The organism is Pseudomonas sp. LBUM1679, assembly GCF_059695565.1.
This window is the reverse complement of sequence record NZ_CP166774.1, coordinates 6758571-6775929: the sequence shown is the minus strand read 5'-3', so window position 1 is coordinate 6775929 and position 17359 is coordinate 6758571. Positions and strand designations below refer to the sequence as shown.

Sequence of the window (17359 nt, the reverse complement as noted above, 5' to 3'; positions counted from 1 at the left end):
ATCCCGCCATGGCTTTCGAAGCAATGTTCCAGCCGATCCAGATCGGCAAACTGACCATCCGCAACCGCGTGCTCAGCACCGCGCACGCCGAGGTCTACGCGACCGACGGCGGCATGACCACCGACCGGTACGTCAAGTATTACGAAGAGAAAGCCAAGGGCGGGATCGGCCTGGCGATTTGCGGCGGTTCCTCCGTGGTGGCCATCGACAGCCCGCAGGAGTGGTGGAGTTCGGTGAACCTCTCCACCGACCGCATCATTCCGCACTTCCAGAATCTCGCCGACGCCATGCACAAGCACGGCGCCAAGATCATGATCCAGATTACCCACATGGGCCGTCGGTCACGCTGGGACGGCTTTAACTGGCCGACGCTGATGTCGCCGTCGGGCGTGCGCGAGCCGGTGCACCGTGCTACTTGTAAAACCATCGAGCCGGAAGAGATCTGGCGGGTGATCGGCAACTACGCGCAAGCGGCACGCCGCGCCAAGGCCGGTGGCCTCGACGGCGTCGAACTGTCCGCCGTGCACCAGCACATGATCGACCAGTTCTGGAGCCCGCGGGTCAACAAACGTACCGATGAATGGGGCGGCAGTTTCGAGAATCGCATGCGGTTCGGCCTGGAAGTGCTCAAGGCCGTGCGCGCCGAAGTCGGGCCGGATTTCTGCGTCGGCATCCGTCTGTGCGGTGACGAATTCCACCCGGACGGCTTGTCCCACGAGGACATGAAACAGATCGCCAAGTATTACGACGATACCGGGATGCTGGACTTCATCGGCGTCGTGGGTTCGGGTTGCGACACCCACAACACCCTGGCCAACGTGATCCCGAACATGAGTTATCCACCGGAGCCGTTCCTGCACCTGGCAGCCGGTATCAAGGAGGTGGTCAAGGCGCCGGTGTTGCACGCGCAGAACATCAAGGACCCGAACCAGGCGACCCGTATCCTGGAGGGCGGTTATGTCGACATGGTCGGCATGACCCGCGCCCACATCGCCGACCCGCACCTGATCGCCAAGATCAAAATGGGCCAGATCGACCAGATCAAACAATGCGTCGGCGCCAACTACTGCATCGACCGGCAATACCAGGGCCTGGATGTGTTGTGCATCCAGAACGCCGCGACATCCCGCGAGTACATGGGCCTGCCGCACATCATCGAAAAGACCACGGGCGTGAAACGCAAGGTCGTGGTGGTCGGCGCGGGTCCTGCCGGGATGGAAGCCGCGCGTGTGGCCGCCGAGCGTGGCCACGACGTGACCTTGTTCGAGAAAAAGGAATTCATCGGCGGGCAGATCACCACCGCGTCGAAAGCACCGCAACGGGACCAGATCGCCGGTATCACGCGCTGGTATCAGCTGGAACTGGCGCGCTTGAAAGTCGACCTGCGCCTGGGCGTGGCGGCCGATGCGCCGACCATTCTCGACCTGCGTCCGGACGTGGTGGTGCTCGCCGTCGGCGGTCATCCCTTCCTCGAGCAGAACGAGCATTGGGGCGCGGCTGAAGGCCTGGTGGTCAGCAGCTGGGACATCCTCGATGGCAAGGTTGCACCAGGCAAGAACGTGCTGGTCTACGACACCATTTGCGAGTTCACCGGCATGTCGACCGCCGATTTCCTCGCCGACAAGGGCAGCCAGGTCGAGATTGTCACCGACGACATCAAGCCCGGCGTGGCGATAGGCGGCACATCGTTCCCGACCTACTACCGCAGCATGTATCCGAAAGAAGTGATCATGACCGGCGACATGATGCTGGAGAAGGTCTATCGCGAAGGCGACAAGCTGATCGCGGTACTGGAAAACGAATACACCGGCGCCAAAGAGGAGCGGGTGGTGGACCAGGTGGTCGTCGAAAACGGCGTGCGCCCGGACGAAGAGATCTACTACGCGATGAAGGAAGGCTCACGCAACAAGGGCCAGATCGACGTCGAAGCCCTGTTCGCGATCAAGCCGCAACCCTGCCTGGAACAGAGCGGTGACGGCTACCTGCTGTTCCGCATCGGCGACTGCGTGGCGCAACGCAACATACACGCGGCGATCTACGACGCGTTGCGGCTCTGTAAGGATTTCTAACGGGCTTGCACATAACCCTGTGGGAGCGGGCTTGCCCGCGAATGCAATCTGTCTGCCGGCATTGATGTCGACTGACCCACCGCTTTCGCGGGCAAGCCCGCTCCCACAGGAACCGAGTCAGGCATCTCGACCTGCAAGACCCCGAGGTCTTTGGGAGCAACACCTATGTTGAACACCCTTCTTCCAATCCTGTTGTTCGCTGCCCTGGGCCTGGCTGTCCTGGGCGCGTTGCGGCGGGTGGCTATGTGGCGCCGGGGCCGGGCTTCGAAAGTCGACCTGATCGGCGGCCTGTTCGCCATGCCCAAGCGCTACATGGTCGACTTGCACCACGTCGTCGCGCGGGACAAATACATTGCCAACACCCACGTGGCCACAGCCGGTGGTGCGGTGGCGTCCATTGTGCTGGCAATACTGGTTCACGGTTTTGGCCTGCACAGCCGCATTCTCGGTTTTGCCCTGTTGATTGCCTCGGCGGTGATGTTCGTCGGCGCGATTTTCATGTTCCTGCGTCGTCGCAACCCACCGGCTCGCCTGTCCAAAGGGCCATGGATGCGTCTGCCGAAAAGCCTGTTGGCATTCTCGGCGAGCTTCTTCCTGTTGACCCTGCCGGTCGCCGGCATCCTTCCGGAAAACTTCGGCGGCTGGGTAGTGGCAGCGATCCTCGGTGTCGGTGTGCTGTGGGGCGTCTCGGAATTATTCTTCGGCATGACCTGGGGCGGGCCGATGAAGCACGCCTTCGCCGGTGCATTGCACCTGGCCTGGCACCGTCGCGCAGAACGTTTTGGCGGTGGCCGTTCAACCGGCTTGAAACCGCTGGACCTGAACGACCCGACCGCGCCGCTGGGCGTGGAGAAACCCAAGGATTTCACCTGGAACCAACTGCTCGGCTTCGACGCCTGCGTGCAGTGCGGTAAATGCGAAGCCGCGTGCCCGGCATTCGCCGCCGGCCAGCCGCTGAACCCGAAAAAATTGATTCAGGACATGGTGGTCGGACTGGCCGGTGGCACCGACGCCAAATTCGCCGGCAGCCCGTATCCCGGCAAAGCCATTGGCGAACATGCCGGTAACCCGCATCAACCGATCGTCAACGGTCTGGTGGACGCCGAAACCCTGTGGTCTTGCACCACTTGCCGTGCCTGCGTCGAGGAATGCCCGATGATGATCGAGCACGTCGATGCCATCGTCGACATGCGCCGCTATCTGACCCTGGAAAAAGGCGCGACCCCGAACAAGGGCGCCGAAGTCCTGGAAAACCTGATCGCCACCGACAACCCGGGCGGCTTCGCCCCGGGCGGGCGGATGAACTGGGCGGCGGACTTGAACCTGAACCTGCTCAGCGAGAAGAAATCGGTCGACGTGCTGTTCTGGGTTGGTGACGGTGCGTTCGACATGCGCAACCAGCGCACCCTGCGCGCCTTCGTCAAAGTACTGAAAGCGGCCAAGGTCGACTTCGCCGTGCTGGGCCTCGAAGAACGCGACAGCGGTGACGTGGCCCGACGCCTGGGCGACGAAGCGACCTTCCAGCTGTTGGCCAAACGCAACATCCAGACCCTGGCCAAGTACAGCTTCAACCGCATCGTCACCTGCGACCCGCACAGCTTCCATGTGCTGAAAAACGAGTACGGCGCCTTCGACGGCAACTACCTCGTGCAGCACCACAGCACCTACATGGCGCAAATCATCGGCGCTGGCGCCCTGAGTCTCGGCCAGCACAAAGGCAGCAGCGTGACCTATCACGACCCGTGCTACCTCGGTCGCTACAACGGCGAATACGAGGCGCCGCGTGAAGTGCTGCGTGCCCTCGGGATTGAAGTGAAAGAGATGCAACGCTCCGGTTTCCGCTCGCGCTGCTGCGGCGGCGGCGGCGGTGCGCCGATCACCGACATTCCAGGCAAGCAGCGAATTCCCGACATGCGCATGGAAGACATCCGCGAAACCGGCGCCGAACTGGTGGCCGTGGGTTGTCCACAATGCACCGCGATGCTCGAAGGCGTGGTCGAACCCCGTCCGCTGATCAAGGACATCGCCGAACTGGTCGCCGATGCCTTGCTCGAAGACGGCGCCCCGAGCAAACCCAATGCGCCGGCCAAACGTGAAGAACCTGCGGAGGCCCACTGATGAGCGACATTATCCGCCGCGACCCACGCGCCGAATGGATTGCCCGCAACCGCCTGCATCCGCTGCATGCGGCGATGCAACCGGTGCAACACAGCTGGATGGGACCTAACGGCATCATCCGCAAGAATCCCCATGGCATCGGTTTCATCGGTCCCAACGGCATCAAGCGCATCGACCGCAGCGGCGCTCAGCAGGGCGGGGCGAGCAAACGCTCGGCCGCGGTTGAAGTGCAATTGCCGTTGCATCAGGTGCCTGCACCTGCGTTCTACATCAGCGTGGTGCCGGACATGGTCGGTGGCCGCTTGAGCAGCCATGACCGCGACCTGCTCGGCCTGGCGCATCAGCTGGCCGGCAAGGACGGCGCGGTATTGGCCGTGGTCTTCGGTGAACACAAGGAAAGTGCTTTCGCCACTGCGGGCGTCGATCGTTTGCTGGTGCTCGATGGCGATGAGTTCAGCGGTTATGCACCGGAACAACGGGTCCAGGGCCTGCGGGCTGTGGATAACCAGTTCAGCCCGCGTCACTGGTTGCTGCCTGACAGCCGCACCGGTGGCGGCGAGTTGGGTCGACGCTTTGCTGCAGCCCTTGGCGAACGTCCGGCCACGCGGGTCTGGCAGGTCAAGGATCAGGCATGCATCGGCCGCGCCGGTGCCGGTCTGCAAGATCTGGCACGCCCGGTGGCGCGCTTGATTCTGGCCGCCGTCGAATGCGCCGAACCAGTCAGCGAAACCCGGCATGAGGCGTTGCCGGTGGAGTTATCCACAGCCATCGCGCGCAGTTTGTCGCGCATCGAGGATCTGGGCGCGGTGGCGGTGGACCCTGCAGCCATTCCGATGGCCGAAGCGGAATTCATTTTCTCCGGCGGCAACGGGGTCAAGGATTGGAATCTGTTCCACCAGACCGCCGCCGCCCTTGGCGCCACCGAAGGCGCGTCCCGCGTGGCGGTGGACGATGGTTTCATGGCCCGCGACCGTCAGGTCGGCGCGTCCGGCACCTGGGTCACTGCACGGGTCTACGTGGCCGTGGGGATTTCCGGGGCGATCCAGCACCTGCAAGGCATCGGTGCCTGCGACAAGGTGGTGGCGATCAACCTCGACCCGGGCTGCGACATGATCAAACGGGCCGACCTGTCGGTGATCGGCGAGAGCGCCGAGATACTTCAAGCCTTGATCGATGCGGTAGCGGCATACCGCAACGAAGCCAAGCGCGATGCGGCTTAAGGGAAGGAAAGGGTTATGAGCACGAAAATCATCAGCCTGGTGTCCATCGGCGCCCACCCGACCTCCGGCCGGCCGCGTCGCGCGGAGCAGGATGCGCGGGCGGTGGAACTGGGCCTGCAACTGGCTGGGGATAACTTGCAAGTGCTGCATGCCGGCGACGTTGCCGAACCGGCGCTGCGCGCCTATCTGGGCATGGGCCTGGAACAGCTGCATGTACTGGAACAACCTTCAGGCGCCGATGCGCTGCCCGCATTGACCGCCTATTTGCGTGACGCCGGCGCTCAGGTCGTATTGACCGGCAGCCAGGCGGAAACCGGCGAAGGCTCCGGCATGCTGCCATTCCTGTTGGCCGAAAGCCTCGGCTGGCCGCTGGTAGTCGGGCTGGCTCAGGTGGAGTCCATTGATGGCAGTTCGGCCCTGGTGCTGCAAGCCTTGCCCCGGGGTCAGCGTCGTCGGTTGAAAGTACGGCTGCCGTTTCTCGCCACTGTGGATAACGCTGCGCCGAAGCCTCGGCAGAGCGCCTACGGCCCGGCTCGGCGTGGCGTGCTGCAGGCCGACGAAGTTGAAGTGGTCGATGATGAGTTACTGGCTGTTGCGACACTGCAACCGGCCAAACCACGGCCCAAGCGCTTGAAGGTGATCAAGGCCAAGAGCGGCGCGGACCGGATGAAGGCGGCCACGGCCAAGGCCAGTGGCGGCGGTGGGCAGGTGCTCAAAGGGCTGAGTCCCGAGGCGGGGGCTGAGGCCATTCTCAAGTTGCTGATTGAAGAAGGCGTGGTTCGCTGACGCTGGGCTTCAGGTTGCAACATCCGGATATACAACCATCCATCAGGTGCATTGCCGCGCCATGAGCGCCCGCGTTAAATCGGGCGCTCTTTTGTTTTTATGGAGTGCTGTTCAATGGCCGTTGAGTTTCGTTCGGCAGTGCGCGCGGATGCGCGAGAGATTGCTCGCTTGTTTCAGATTTCTTCTGAAGGCTGTTCGGATTACATCTGGAGCCAGATAGCAGAGCCCGGACAGGATCTGCTGGACGTCGGCGCAATTCGCTACGCTCGTGAAGATGTGGAATTTTCTTACCAGAACTGCCTGATCGCCGAAGCGGACGGGCAGGTCATTGGCATGATGCACAGTTACGTGATGCGTCACGATCCGCTGGCGCAACCGACGACCGACCCGGTCCTGGCGCCATACGCGACCATGGAAATCCCCGACACCCTCTACATTTCCAGCCTGGCGCTGCATGAGGGCTGGCGCAATCAGGGGTTGGGCAAGCAATTCCTCGCCTACGCCTACGACCGTGCCAACCAGCTCGGCCTCAATGGCTTGAGCCTGATCGACTACGCCGCGAACACCGGCGCCCGCCGGTTTTATGAACGACATGGCTTTCGTATCGTCGATACCTGCCAGATCACGCCGCATCCGATGATTCGGGTGACGGGTGAGGCCTATCTGATGTATCGGCCGTAGCGTTGGTGTCTGCGGCTTTCCTTCGTCGGGTTTGCGGGTGACCCTAGCAGAACTGCTAGTGTCGGTTTTACGGGTGGTTTGGTACGTTGATGGACAGGTGATGCCCGCTTATGCTGAGCGGGGTGATCGCCCGGTCCACCCGCGAATTTGCTGTAACACTGCGGGTCCATTAGGTCAGCAAAAGGACGCTGTCGATGCCCGCTCATCGTCAAACCCGAGGTCTTACCCGCTCTCCCGCGGTGGCCTTTTCGCGAACCCTGTTGCTGGCGCCGGATCTGCAACAGACCATCCTCGCGGAACTCGACCGCACAGGTCCGAATCGTATTGCCTATACCCCCTATGGTTCCCAGAGCAGCCCGCTTGCAGCGCAAAGCAGCCTTGGCTTCAGTGGCCAGCTCATGGAGCGGCCAACGGGCTGGTACCACCTGGGCAATGGTCACCGTGTGTATAACCCGGTGTTGATGCGCTTTCATAGCCCGGACCGGTTGAGTCCGTTTGGCAAGGGGGGGGGCAATGCCTATGCATACTGTGGCGGCTCTCCCATCAATCGGGTCGATCCCTCCGGTGCATGGTGGGTTTCCGCCGTGGGGCAGGCTATCGGCACTATTGTGGGTGCGCTCTTTGCAGGCGCCGCGTCAATCAGGACAGCCAATACAATCGTATCCCGCCAGACATTAACCTTTAGTTCACGGTTGGCTAACGTACTGAGTTTTCATGGCGGTACCACAGCACTTGCAGTTCGTCCTCTAGGACTTCCAGCTGCTACATCCGCAGCTGTACCCGGTCTGATGCAGCGTGCTGCCGTTGGGGGCAATGGGATCAGCCAGGTCTTGACCTTCTCTGGTGGGGCCATCTCGAACGTAAAACTGGCTCGGACAACGCTGGCAAGAGCTCGCGAGACGGGGCAATCCCTATGGCGCGTGGCGGGTGAAACAGTCATGGAGGTCAGTGGCATCAACCTGGTCCTGAGGCGGCCTATAGGTCAGGTCCCGCACAGAGTCACCCCTCCAGACGTCTCTTTGGAGGGTGTCGAGGTGGTGAATCGCACTATAAGAGATTCGGGACAAATTGCCGGAGGCAGGCCATAGCCGCTTTATATCGTGTTTACCCACAGTCATTGTTAGCGCTTCTGTGGATAACGTGTTCACCCTTTGCTAAACCCCATGTAATTCAGGCCCTGCAAGCCTTCGTATAAAAAACAACCAACCTAACTCCCGGTTTTTCATGGTTTTTTACAGAGGATAAGTTTGCTGGCGCACCAATACTTGCCCCCAATCTCTGTTGGCGCTTCTGTGGATAAGATGTTTGCTGTCAGCTACAGGCCATATAAACCGGGTCTCTCAGGCATCTGATTAAAAAACAGCCAAATCAGCGTTTTATTCTTGAATACCTTGCGCAAACCCCGATTTATCACGGGTTTCTGTGGTTTTCCACAGCTCAGCCATAGTTGCCCCCAAAGTCTGTTGGCGCTTCTGTGGATAAGGTGTTCGCCATCCTCTGGAGGCCAGGTAAAACGTGGCTTGTAGAATTCAGATCAAAAAACAACCAATTGTCGGTTGGAACCCTGATTCCAGATAAGTCACGGATTTTCTTCGCATTCTGTGAATAAAATTTTCACCGATTGCACACTTGTCCCCATTTGCTGTGGGTGGAGTTGTGGATAACTTGTTCGCCAAACCCTGCAAGCCACGTTCCGCATAGGCCTGAACGCAATAGATCAGATTTCATACAGTTCTAAGGCCCTCTCGACTTCAACCAGTCACCTATTTTCACTCACACGGCACAAGGCAGCCGTCACTTATCCACATCCGGTTCAGGGAGAACTCGCGGGATGAGGCGTACCCGGATCGGGTGTTGAATGGTTATATGAAGGTGCGGTTGGTGGGGGAGAGCATTGTTGAGGAGTTTGTTGGGGAGGATGGCAGTGTGCGGTGGTCTTCAAGCTGATGGGGTGAAGGTGAGGCCGCTTTCGCGAGCAAGCTCGCTCCCACAGGGATTGAAGTCGTTCACAACATGTGTGAACACCACCGATCCCCTGTGGGAGCGAGCCTGCTCGCGAAGCTTTTGATCTTAGCCCTGAACCGGAACGCCTTTGAGGTACGGCGCAGGCTCAGCCCCAAGGTTGTTCAGCAAGCGCTCGCTGTACCAGTCCACAAAGTTCACCACACCAAACTCATAGGTCTTGGAATAAGGCCCAGGCTGGTACGCCGTGGAGTTGATCCCGCGCTGGTTCTCTTCGGCCAGGCGACGGTCCTGGTCGTTGGTCGCATCCCAGACCTGGCGCATGCGCTCCACGTCGTAGTCCACGCCTTCGACCGCGTCCTTGTGCACGACCCACTTGGTGGTGACCATGGTTTCCTGCGCGCTGATCGGCCACACGGTGAAGACGATGATGTGGTCGCCCATGCAGTGGTTCCAGGAATGCGGCAGGTGCAGGATGCGCATCGAGCCCAGGTCCGGGTTCTTGATGCGGCCCATGAGTTTGGCGCAGCCTTGTTTGCCGTCCAGGGTCATCGACACGGTGCCCTTGAGCAGCGGCATGCGCACGATACGGTTACGCAGGCCGAAGCTGGCGTGGGCGTAAGGAATCTTCTCGGCTTCCCACGCAGCGGCAGACGCGGCCACGTGATCCTTGAAGGCCTGGTCCGCGCGCGGGTCGGTGACGTCGTCCCATTCCAGCAGGGTTTTCAGCAGTTCCGGGTGCGAGGCGTTGCAGTGGTAGCACTCGCGGTTGTTTTCCAGCACAAGCTTCCAGTTGGCCTTTTCCATCAAGGTGGTGGTAATCGCCACCTTGGTGTTCTCCATGTCGTACGGTTCCATGTAATGGTTCAGCGTCGACAGGAAGTCATCGATGGCCGGCGGGTTCTCCGACAGGCTGATGAAGATGTAGCCGCCGGCGGTCTTCACGTTCACCGGTTTGAGGCCGTATTGCTTCATGTCGAAGTCGGCGCCCATTTCGGTACCGGCGAACAGCAGGCGACCGTCCAGCTCGTAGGTCCACTGGTGGTAGTGGCAGACCAGCTTGGCGACCTTGCCCTTTTCACTGGTGCACAGCCGCGAACCACGGTGGCGGCAGACGTTGTGGAACGCATGCACCACGCCCTCGGCGCCGCGGATCACGATGATCGGGTTCTTGCCGATTTGCAGGGTCAGGTAGTTGCCCTTGCTCGGGATTTCGCAGGTCATGCCGGCGATCAACCACTCTTTCTGGAAGATTTCCTGCATGTCGATATCAAACAGCCGCTCGTCAGAGTAAAACGGCTGCGGCAGCGAGAAAGTGCGCTCGCGCTCCTGCAGCATCTGCGCGGTGGCCTTGCGTGCGGGTTCCAGCGGATCGCCCAGGCTGATTTTTGCGGTGACGTCCATCGATTTGATCCTCATGGCCATTCTGTGTGGCCGGCGAAAGTGGCTGATACGGTTGCTACGCAAGACACAAACAGCGTTTATCTGTTGGGGCGAGTGTGGGGCCGGCGCTGCCCGGAACCTTATCCATGGGCGACATGGCCCAATCTGTTCCCGACGCGCAACCCCCGGTAGTTGGGGGCTGGTCGCGATAAGTATGTGAATGTCGCAGATAGGTAAATGGGTGATTCGCGCTATACGCAGAATCGCCAACATAAGGCCGACCATCGGCGGTGGAGAACAGCATGTCCAACAGCTTCCTGAATCCGGTAACCACCCAGACCTGGGCCAATGGTCGACACATCGTCCGTTGCGTCAAAGTCATCCAGGAAACCTGGGACGTGCGCACCTTCTGCTTTATGGCCGACCAGCCGGTCCTGTTCTTCTTCAAGCCAGGGCAGTTTGTCACCCTGGAGCTGGAAATCGACGGCGTGCCGATCATGCGCTCCTACACCATTTCCAGCTCGCCGTCGGTGCCGTACAGCTTTTCGGTGACCATCAAGCGCGTGCCGGGCGGCAAGGTCTCCAACTGGTTGCACGACACCCTGCATGAAGGCCAGGAACTGGCGGTGCACGGACCGGTCGGGCTGTTCAACGCCATGGACTTCACCGCGCCGAAAGTGCTGTACCTCAGTGGTGGCGTCGGCATCACGCCGGTCATGTCCATGGCGCGCTGGTTCTACGACACCAACGGCAACGTCGACATGGTGTTTATCCACAGCGCCCGTTCGCCTAAAGACATCATCTACCACCGCGAGCTGGAACACATGGCGTCGCGGATCGACAACTTCAGCCTGCACCTGATCTGCGAGAAGCATGGCCTGGGTGAGCCATGGGCCGGTTATCGCGGTTACCTGAACCAGAAGATGCTCGAGTTGATGGCGCCGGACTTCCTTGAGCGTGAAGTCTTCTGCTGCGGCCCGACCCCGTACATGAACGCGGTGAAACGCATGCTCGAGACCATCGGTTTCGACATGTCGCGTTATCACGAAGAATCCTTCGGCGCGACGCCGCCGGAAGCCCGCGCCGATGCGGTGGAGCAGGCCGAAATCGCAGCGGATGCACCGGACATCGACGTGGCGGATTTGCACCAGGTGGAATTCACTGCGTCCGGCAAGAGCATTCGTGTGGCGCCGGGGGAAACCGTGCACGCGGCAGCGGCCAAGCTGGGCCTGCTGATTCCGAAAGCGTGCGGTATGGGGATCTGCGGCACGTGCAAGGTGTTGAAGCTGGGTGGCGAGGTCGAAATGGATCACAACGGCGGGATCACCGAGGAAGACGAAGCCGAAGGGTTCATCCTGTCGTGCTGCAGCGTGCCCAAAGGTGACGTACGGATCGAATTCTGACCTGCTGGCAGCGCAACGATTCAATTCCGCGTCGGGATTTCAATCCATCCACGACGCGGAGTCCTGACGCTGCTAGTCAACGATCAGTAGAGTAATAGGATTCTGTACCCGTCTCTCGTGTCTTCAAACACCTTCTCTTTGATGACGAGGTCCGTCGGGCCGGATCGGTATGTATCGCCGACGTTTGCCAGTTTTACGAATTCATCCCAATCGACGATGGTGTCGGCGTCATGGACCTTGCTTTTCAGGACATTACCGGTACTTGGCTGACTCATGGTGAGGCACTCTTTGATGGAACACAGTTTTTTCTGTCCGGCATTCGACAGGTCGTTGTTCCCGAAAGACTACGTAAATCACTTTTCAGGTCAGCAGAAGTTTCGCCAGCGAGACGCCGAAAAGGTACTGTCATAAGTACCAGTGTCGACGAACGGCCCCGTCCATTGGAGGTAGGCGCCGGCTTGCTGGCGAAGCAGGCGGTAGGGTCTGTCATAGATGTGCCTCCTGCCGGCTAAAGCCGGCGGAGGGTTGATCGTTCCGGCGAGAGGGGAACGATCGGGCGGGAGGATTAGCGGGACATGACTTCGCGAATATCCGCCGCCAATTCCCGTACCCGCTCCTCTTCTGTATCCCACGAGCACATGAAGCGGGCGCCACCGTTGCCGATAAAGGTGTAGAAGCGCCAGCCCTTGGCGGTCAGCGCGGCGATCGCAGGTTCCGAGAGTTGCAGGAATACGCCGTTGGCCTGTACCGGGAACATCAGTTCCACGCCCGGAATGTCGCTGACCAGTTCCGCTAGTAATTGGGCGCAGTGGTTGGCGTGGCGCGCGTATTTGAGCCAGGCGTCGTTTTCCAGGATCCCGACCCACGGGGCCGAGAGGAAGCGCATTTTGGACGCCAGCTGGCCGGCCTGTTTGCAGCGGTAGTCGAAGTCTTCGGCCAGTTTGTGGTTGAAGAACAGGATGGCCTCGCCGACCGCCATGCCGTTTTTCGTACCGCCAAAGCACAACACGTCGACACCGGCCTTCCAGGTCAGGTCGGCGGGTGAGCAGCCAAGGAAGGCGCAGGCATTGGAGAAGCGCGCGCCGTCCATGTGCAGGTTCAGGCCCAGTTCTTTGCAGGTGGCGCTGATGGCACGGATTTCTTCGGGAGTGTAGATGCTGCCGACTTCAGTGGCCTGGGTCAGGGTCACCACGCGAGGTTTGGGGTAGTGGATGTCCTGGCGCTTGAGGGCGATTTCGCGGATCGATTCCGGGGTCAGCTTGCCGTTTTCGGTACGGGCGACGAGCAATTTTGAGCCGTTTGAGAAGAACTCCGGTGCGCCGCATTCGTCGGTTTCGACGTGGGCGGTTTCCGAACAGATCACGCTGTGGTAACTCTGGCACAGCGACGACAGGGCCAGGGAGTTGGCGGCGGTGCCGTTGAAGGCGAAAAACACTTCGCAGTCGGTTTCGAACAGTTTGCGAAATTGATCGGCCGCTCGGGCGGTCCATTCATCGTCGCCATACGCGCGCTGGTGGCCGTGGTTGGCCTGTTCCATGGCAGCCCAGGCTTCAGGGCAGATACCGGAGTAGTTATCGCTGGCGAATTGTTGGCTCTTGTCGGTCATGGCCGGCTTCCGTGATCGAGACTCTTATGATGAAGAGCTTCGTGGTCAATGATGGTGCGTACTTTACCGAAGGTCGTTCGGGGAGCACACGGGATCTTTCTGTAAGAAAAATACAGGGCAATTATGCACATGACTCAACGGGACGGGGCACTGGATCTGCTGAAGTGGCTGGCGCTATTGAGCATGGTGCTCGATCACCTGCGATATGTCGGTTATTCCGTCGATGTCCTGTATGTGCCAGGCAGGCTGGCGTTCCCGTGGTTCTGTCTGGCGATGGCGGCCAATCTGTCGCGCGCCCCAAGCGTCACGACCGACGGCCAGTGGCGTTATCTGGGGTGGTTGCTGCTGTTCAGCGCCATCAGTGAGATTCCCTACCGGCTTTTCATTCCTGATCCCGACACCTTCAATGTATTACCCACGCTGGCACTGGGCCTGGTGGTGGCGCGTGGCTGGCAGCAACCGCTATTGCAATCGCGACTGCTGGCGGCCGCTGCCGTGGTGTTGGCGGCGCTGTTCCCGGAACGACTGATGTTCGGTTTTTTCGGCGTGTTGTTGCCGTTGGTGATGTTGCTGGTAATCAGACGGCCCTGGTATTTCAGCTTGTTGCCGGGGCTGGTGTGCCTGGCGGCCAATCAGTGGGAGGTGCTGTATTACTCGGCCCGGTTCGGCAACCGTGCAGCCATCCTCGGCATGGCCGCTTGTCTGATCGCGCCATTGCTGGGGCTGGTCTTGTTGCGACATGCCGGGCATTTCAAGCCGCCACCGATGCGACGTTGGGCGTATGCGCTCTATCCATTGCATTTCCTACTATTGCTGGCTGTTCGAAAGGCCATCGGATGAAAGATTGAGTGCAGCAAGGCAGGTTACCGTTACGACCTGCACGACCACGGCGGAGGAAATGGATGAGCTTGATACAGTTCGCGCATGGCCCGAGTGTCAGTTTCAAACCAGGTCTGTAGCCAATGGCGATATTGCCCGAAGATTGCATTCCGATTCGCTGGCGAGGCGCACCCTTCGATGACTCCATGCGCGGCCATTATTCCCGACATCAGCGCCTTGAGTACGCCATGAGAGGCCCCAGGGTCCAACATGGCAGCGGCATCACCAATGATGAAGTACCCATCACCCGCCGATGGGGCGCAAATTTTCCAGGTCACATCGGCGCCGCGTACTTTCCCTGAGGGCTCAAAACCGGCGAGAGGCAATGGAACGGTCGACACTTTGTCGACCGGTTGGGAAAAGTAAAGTCGTGTCCAGTTGTAGAGGCCCTCGCCCAGATCAGCCACCCAATACCAACCCATGTCGTCTGCGAAAATGCCCTCTGTGGGTCTGTCCCCGTTGCTGCTGGCGCGCAGATAGCCATAGAACGCCATCAGCGGCGCAGAATGCCGATGCACTGTCAGGCCCAATTGACGAGTCAACCAGGCATGCGCTCCACTCGCATCGATCAGTTGACTGCAAAACAGCGGCTCTTTATCGGTCTGGACGCCGATAATTCGACTGCTTTGCAGAATGACCCGCTTGGCTTGCCAGGGTTGCATGATAACGACACCGGATGCAGTCGCCTTCTCCAGCAGGAGGCTATCCAAGGTTGCGCGGGGAATCTGAAATCCGCGCCAGGGGCCATTTTCATCTCCACCGAACGGCACGAAGCTGCGCTCATGCTGCCATGTCACCCAGTTTCCCAAGGGCCTGATGAATCCCCCATCGAGCACCTGTTCCGCGACGCCGAGCTGGCGCAGCAGGGGTTCGATGCCAGGATGCAAGGTTTCACCCGGTCGCTCGCGAACACCTGGATGGCGCTCGATGATGGCCACCTTCAAGCCGTGTTGAGCGCAATGAATCGCACAGGCGCAACCCGCGGGGCCCGCCCCGACGACGATGACGTCATAGTGGTTCATGGTTTTCCTGGCGCTGTTCAAGGATCAGGTACGTTGCCAAGGGCGTGCTTCCTGTCGTCGCAGAATAAATTGCGGCCATACCAGGAAAGTGTAGATATCGATCACAGTGACATGTACTTTGTCGAACTCTTCTGACGCCGCCGGTTCACAGCGAACCATTTTGAATCGATAGGCTGGCTGGGTTAATGGAACATGCAGTTCCTTGTCGGCCTCCACCGTTTTAATGTCGTCGTCCGTAGCAACTCTGAAGGATGCAATGCGCCATTCCTCGTAACTTTCTCCCATTGTTAGCCTGACGCGTCTCAATGCGTCGACTCGTTGTTGATATTCCTGGGAATCAACTTTCCCGGTCAGCGCCAAAGAAAATTTTCCGTCCAGGGCGCTTTGCGTATAGTCCCCATAAAGGGACGATGTAAATGCGATGTGCGGTTGTCCCTTATTCATATATTTTCTTGGCGGCGCGATACCGTCCCAAGGCAGCGGCCCTTCTATACCGATTTCGGTATCAAGCATCGGTTTGATGGTGTCGAGACCGTCCGAAGGCTCGAATACTTGTACCGAGTCGGGTGATACGGCGGGCCAATATGAACTCAGGGCCGCGCACAGTTTCGCATCTTCCGGAAAAGGGCTGCCCAGTGTGTAGGCGGCCAGGTGTGCCTGCTCGATTGATTCGCCTTCTTCATGGTCCAACCCGGTATCCCAGCCGGGTGCAAAAACACCCGCAGCGGCATCAGGCAGATAAGACGCGCGCTTGGCTGAAGCGACCTTGGGCTTGATTTCGGTCGAGCCGTCAAGGCGTGTGTCAGGCTGAGCGACAATGGCCGTGATGCCGACATCCGTTCTATTGAACGTGGAAGCAAACGACTGCACGTTGGCGGGCATTCGGATGTCTGACAAGCATGTAGGAGGCACAGGGAACAGCGTTTGTGCGACCTCGGCGGGCATGCTTTCAAGCCACTCGCTCAGATGACGCTGGCTGCACAATGGGTAAAAATCCGGCGCACAAAGCAAAGAGTAAGCGGCGATGCGCTCCGGGATGATGGTATCCAGGGCGGTACATCTGGCGTTGACCCATCCGTCTCCCGTGAAGTCCAGATAGTGCAACGCACTGAAGCGACCCTCGTGCAACTCAGCCATCATGTCAGGGTTTTGGTTGAGGTTGACGATATTGCCCGCGGCATCGACTTTATGGCGGATGTGGACATACGTGGGTGCGTGTGGGCTTAGGGCCATGCTCGAATCCAACAGTGCAGGTTGGTTGGGCACTCTGAACGTCAGGGGCTTGCCCTGATAGTACGCGGCCTCGACGAGGTGCCTGCGCGGTATGGCCGAGAGTAATCCGGGGCCGTGGTCATCCTCTCCAAGCCAGTCAGCCAGCCCTTCGGTCATCACGAACGGCGGGCGACTGATATCGGGCTCACCCCAGCCCGAGTTCGCTCCCAGATTCAAATGGATACGGCGCAGCTTCTCGTTTTTGTGATGAGCCTGAAGTTCAAGGTCCAGTTTCAGTCCGGCAATGCATTCTTCGCCGTTGAACAGTTTATGCAGGGGCACCCAGAAGTCACGGGCCGTGTCGCTAGCGTCAAAGCGCATAGGACCGAAGCTTGAACGGTCTCCCTTGCGCTGGACCGCGACATAAGCGCTGAAACGAGCGGGTAAAACGCGAATGGCATGATCATCGTCCTCGACGAAAGGCAAGAAACCTCGGCGTTGCGCATCGTACAAGGCAGGAGTCGTGCCCACGCGAGACACGCCGGTTCGTGAAAAACACAGGTCGGCCTGCGATTGGTGGACGGTGTCCGGGGCAGGGCGGTATTCGGCGGTGAACACAACGACGGCCAACGGTGCGCCTTGGGCGCGTTCTTTCAGCTGTTCAAGGCTGGGAGGCTCCATGCCGTAAACGAGGTTCAGGACAGTTTCCAGCTCTGCAGCCGTTGGGTAAGCCTGTAGAGGATTTCCTCCTGCATCAATCGTGACGTTCGCGCAGGCCAGCGTGTGATAAAGCAGACTTCGGGCGGGATTGCCGGGTTCGATGCCACGGGTTCCTTTCAGTGAAAAGTCTTCAAAGCCGGCTATCGTTCGGTCTATTCGCAGCGGCTTGCGAAGTTCGTTCACCAGGTCGGGCGCCTGGATGTCGAGGCCATGGTGCAGTAACAAGTTATGCCAGCCAGCCGAGGCCAGGTGATTTAAAATAGCTTTTACCTGATTGATCAATACCATGCTCATATCT

The 17359-nt window shown here is 59.6% G+C and carries 13 protein-coding genes and 1 pseudogene; 9 read left to right on the top strand and 5 right to left on the bottom strand.

The window, feature by feature from the left end:
• The first annotated feature begins 8 nt into the window (after positions 1-8).
• The 7 genes and pseudogenes from dgcA to ACA062_RS30975 form a co-directional block, all read left to right on the top strand.
• Entirely contained in the window at positions 9-2069 is a 2061-nt protein-coding gene (gene dgcA, locus ACA062_RS31005) for a dimethylglycine demethylation protein DgcA (protein WP_497454366.1), read from the top strand.
• Positions 2070-2234: 165 nt separating this feature from the next.
• Positions 2235-4187 (top strand): dimethylglycine demethylation protein DgcB, encoded by a 1953-nt coding sequence (gene dgcB, locus ACA062_RS31000; RefSeq protein ID WP_497454365.1) that lies wholly within the window; start codon positions 2235-2237, stop codon positions 4185-4187.
• Complete coding sequence (etfA, locus tag ACA062_RS30995; protein WP_497454364.1) at positions 4187-5407, top strand: electron transfer flavoprotein subunit alpha; 1221 nt, start codon at positions 4187-4189, stop codon at positions 5405-5407. The genes dgcB and etfA overlap by 1 nt, the downstream gene beginning before the upstream one ends.
• 15 nt (positions 5408-5422) lie before the next feature.
• Complete coding sequence (gene etfB, locus ACA062_RS30990; RefSeq protein WP_150765263.1) at positions 5423-6193, top strand: electron transfer flavoprotein subunit beta; 771 nt, start codon at positions 5423-5425, stop codon at positions 6191-6193.
• A 114-nt stretch (positions 6194-6307) separates the two neighbouring features.
• Complete coding sequence (locus ACA062_RS30985) at positions 6308-6874, top strand: GNAT family N-acetyltransferase (protein ID WP_497454363.1); 567 nt, start codon at positions 6308-6310, stop codon at positions 6872-6874.
• A 194-nt stretch (positions 6875-7068) separates the two neighbouring features.
• Positions 7069-7962, top strand: coding sequence for an RHS repeat-associated core domain-containing protein (locus ACA062_RS30980; RefSeq protein WP_497454362.1), 894 nt, complete (start codon positions 7069-7071; stop codon positions 7960-7962).
• 730 nt (positions 7963-8692) lie between these two features.
• Positions 8693-8821, top strand: a pseudogene (locus ACA062_RS30975) (metallophosphoesterase); the annotation flags it as partial.
• A 123-nt stretch (positions 8822-8944) separates the two neighbouring features.
• Here ACA062_RS30975 and gbca read toward each other — a convergent pair.
• A complete protein-coding gene (gbca, locus tag ACA062_RS30970; RefSeq protein WP_497454361.1) occupies positions 8945-10240 on the bottom strand; it encodes a glycine betaine monooxygenase oxygenase subunit in 1296 nt (431 codons plus the stop codon).
• Positions 10241-10521: 281 nt separating this feature from the next.
• Here gbca and gbcB point away from each other — a divergent pair, with 281 nt between their 5' ends.
• Positions 10522-11622 (top strand): glycine betaine monooxygenase reductase subunit, encoded by a 1101-nt coding sequence (gene gbcB, locus ACA062_RS30965; protein WP_497454360.1) that lies wholly within the window; start codon positions 10522-10524, stop codon positions 11620-11622.
• An 83-nt stretch (positions 11623-11705) separates the two neighbouring features.
• Here the strand turns inward: gbcB and ACA062_RS30960 are convergent, their stop codons facing one another.
• Entirely contained in the window at positions 11706-11897 is a 192-nt protein-coding gene (locus tag ACA062_RS30960; protein WP_497454359.1) for a hypothetical protein, read from the bottom strand.
• Positions 11898-12187: 290 nt separating this feature from the next.
• Positions 12188-13228, bottom strand: coding sequence for a threonine aldolase family protein (locus ACA062_RS30955; RefSeq protein WP_368993001.1), 1041 nt, complete (start codon positions 13226-13228; stop codon positions 12188-12190).
• A 123-nt stretch (positions 13229-13351) separates the two neighbouring features.
• On the opposite strand from ACA062_RS30955, the gene ACA062_RS30950 reads away from it, so the two are divergent.
• Positions 13352-14068 (top strand): TraX family protein, encoded by a 717-nt coding sequence (locus ACA062_RS30950; protein ID WP_497454358.1) that lies wholly within the window; start codon positions 13352-13354, stop codon positions 14066-14068.
• A 29-nt stretch (positions 14069-14097) separates the two neighbouring features.
• Here the strand turns inward: ACA062_RS30950 and ACA062_RS30945 are convergent, their stop codons facing one another.
• Complete coding sequence (locus ACA062_RS30945; RefSeq protein WP_497454357.1) at positions 14098-15129, bottom strand: NAD(P)/FAD-dependent oxidoreductase; 1032 nt, start codon at positions 15127-15129, stop codon at positions 14098-14100.
• A 24-nt stretch (positions 15130-15153) separates the two neighbouring features.
• Positions 15154-17349, bottom strand: a complete 2196-nt coding sequence (locus ACA062_RS30940) for a hypothetical protein (protein WP_497454356.1) — start codon at positions 17347-17349, stop codon at positions 15154-15156.
• Positions 17350-17359 lie beyond the last annotated feature (10 nt).

Excerpts from the sequence above, each read along its gene's own strand:
- ACA062_RS30955 (WP_368993001.1), bottom strand. The coding sequence starts at position 13,228 with ATGACCGACAAGAGCCAACAATTCGCCAGCGATAACTACTCCGGTATC.
- ACA062_RS30945 (WP_497454357.1), bottom strand. The coding sequence starts at position 15,129 with ATGAACCACTATGACGTCATCGTCGTCGGGGCGGGCCCCGCGGGTTGC.
- dgcA (WP_497454366.1), top strand. The coding sequence starts at position 9 with ATGGCTTTCGAAGCAATGTTCCAGCCGATCCAGATCGGCAAACTGACC.
- ACA062_RS30980 (WP_497454362.1), top strand. The coding sequence starts at position 7,069 with ATGCCCGCTCATCGTCAAACCCGAGGTCTTACCCGCTCTCCCGCGGTG.
- ACA062_RS30985 (WP_497454363.1), top strand. The coding sequence starts at position 6,308 with ATGGCCGTTGAGTTTCGTTCGGCAGTGCGCGCGGATGCGCGAGAGATT.
- ACA062_RS30940 (WP_497454356.1), bottom strand. The coding sequence starts at position 17,349 with ATGGTATTGATCAATCAGGTAAAAGCTATTTTAAATCACCTGGCCTCG.
- ACA062_RS30950 (WP_497454358.1), top strand. The coding sequence starts at position 13,352 with ATGCACATGACTCAACGGGACGGGGCACTGGATCTGCTGAAGTGGCTG.
- gbca (WP_497454361.1), bottom strand. The coding sequence starts at position 10,240 with ATGGACGTCACCGCAAAAATCAGCCTGGGCGATCCGCTGGAACCCGCA.
- dgcB (WP_497454365.1), top strand. The coding sequence starts at position 2,235 with ATGTTGAACACCCTTCTTCCAATCCTGTTGTTCGCTGCCCTGGGCCTG.
- gbcB (WP_497454360.1), top strand. The coding sequence starts at position 10,522 with ATGTCCAACAGCTTCCTGAATCCGGTAACCACCCAGACCTGGGCCAAT.
- etfA (WP_497454364.1), top strand. The coding sequence starts at position 4,187 with ATGAGCGACATTATCCGCCGCGACCCACGCGCCGAATGGATTGCCCGC.
- etfB (WP_150765263.1), top strand. The coding sequence starts at position 5,423 with ATGAGCACGAAAATCATCAGCCTGGTGTCCATCGGCGCCCACCCGACC.
- ACA062_RS30960 (WP_497454359.1), bottom strand. The coding sequence starts at position 11,897 with ATGAGTCAGCCAAGTACCGGTAATGTCCTGAAAAGCAAGGTCCATGAC.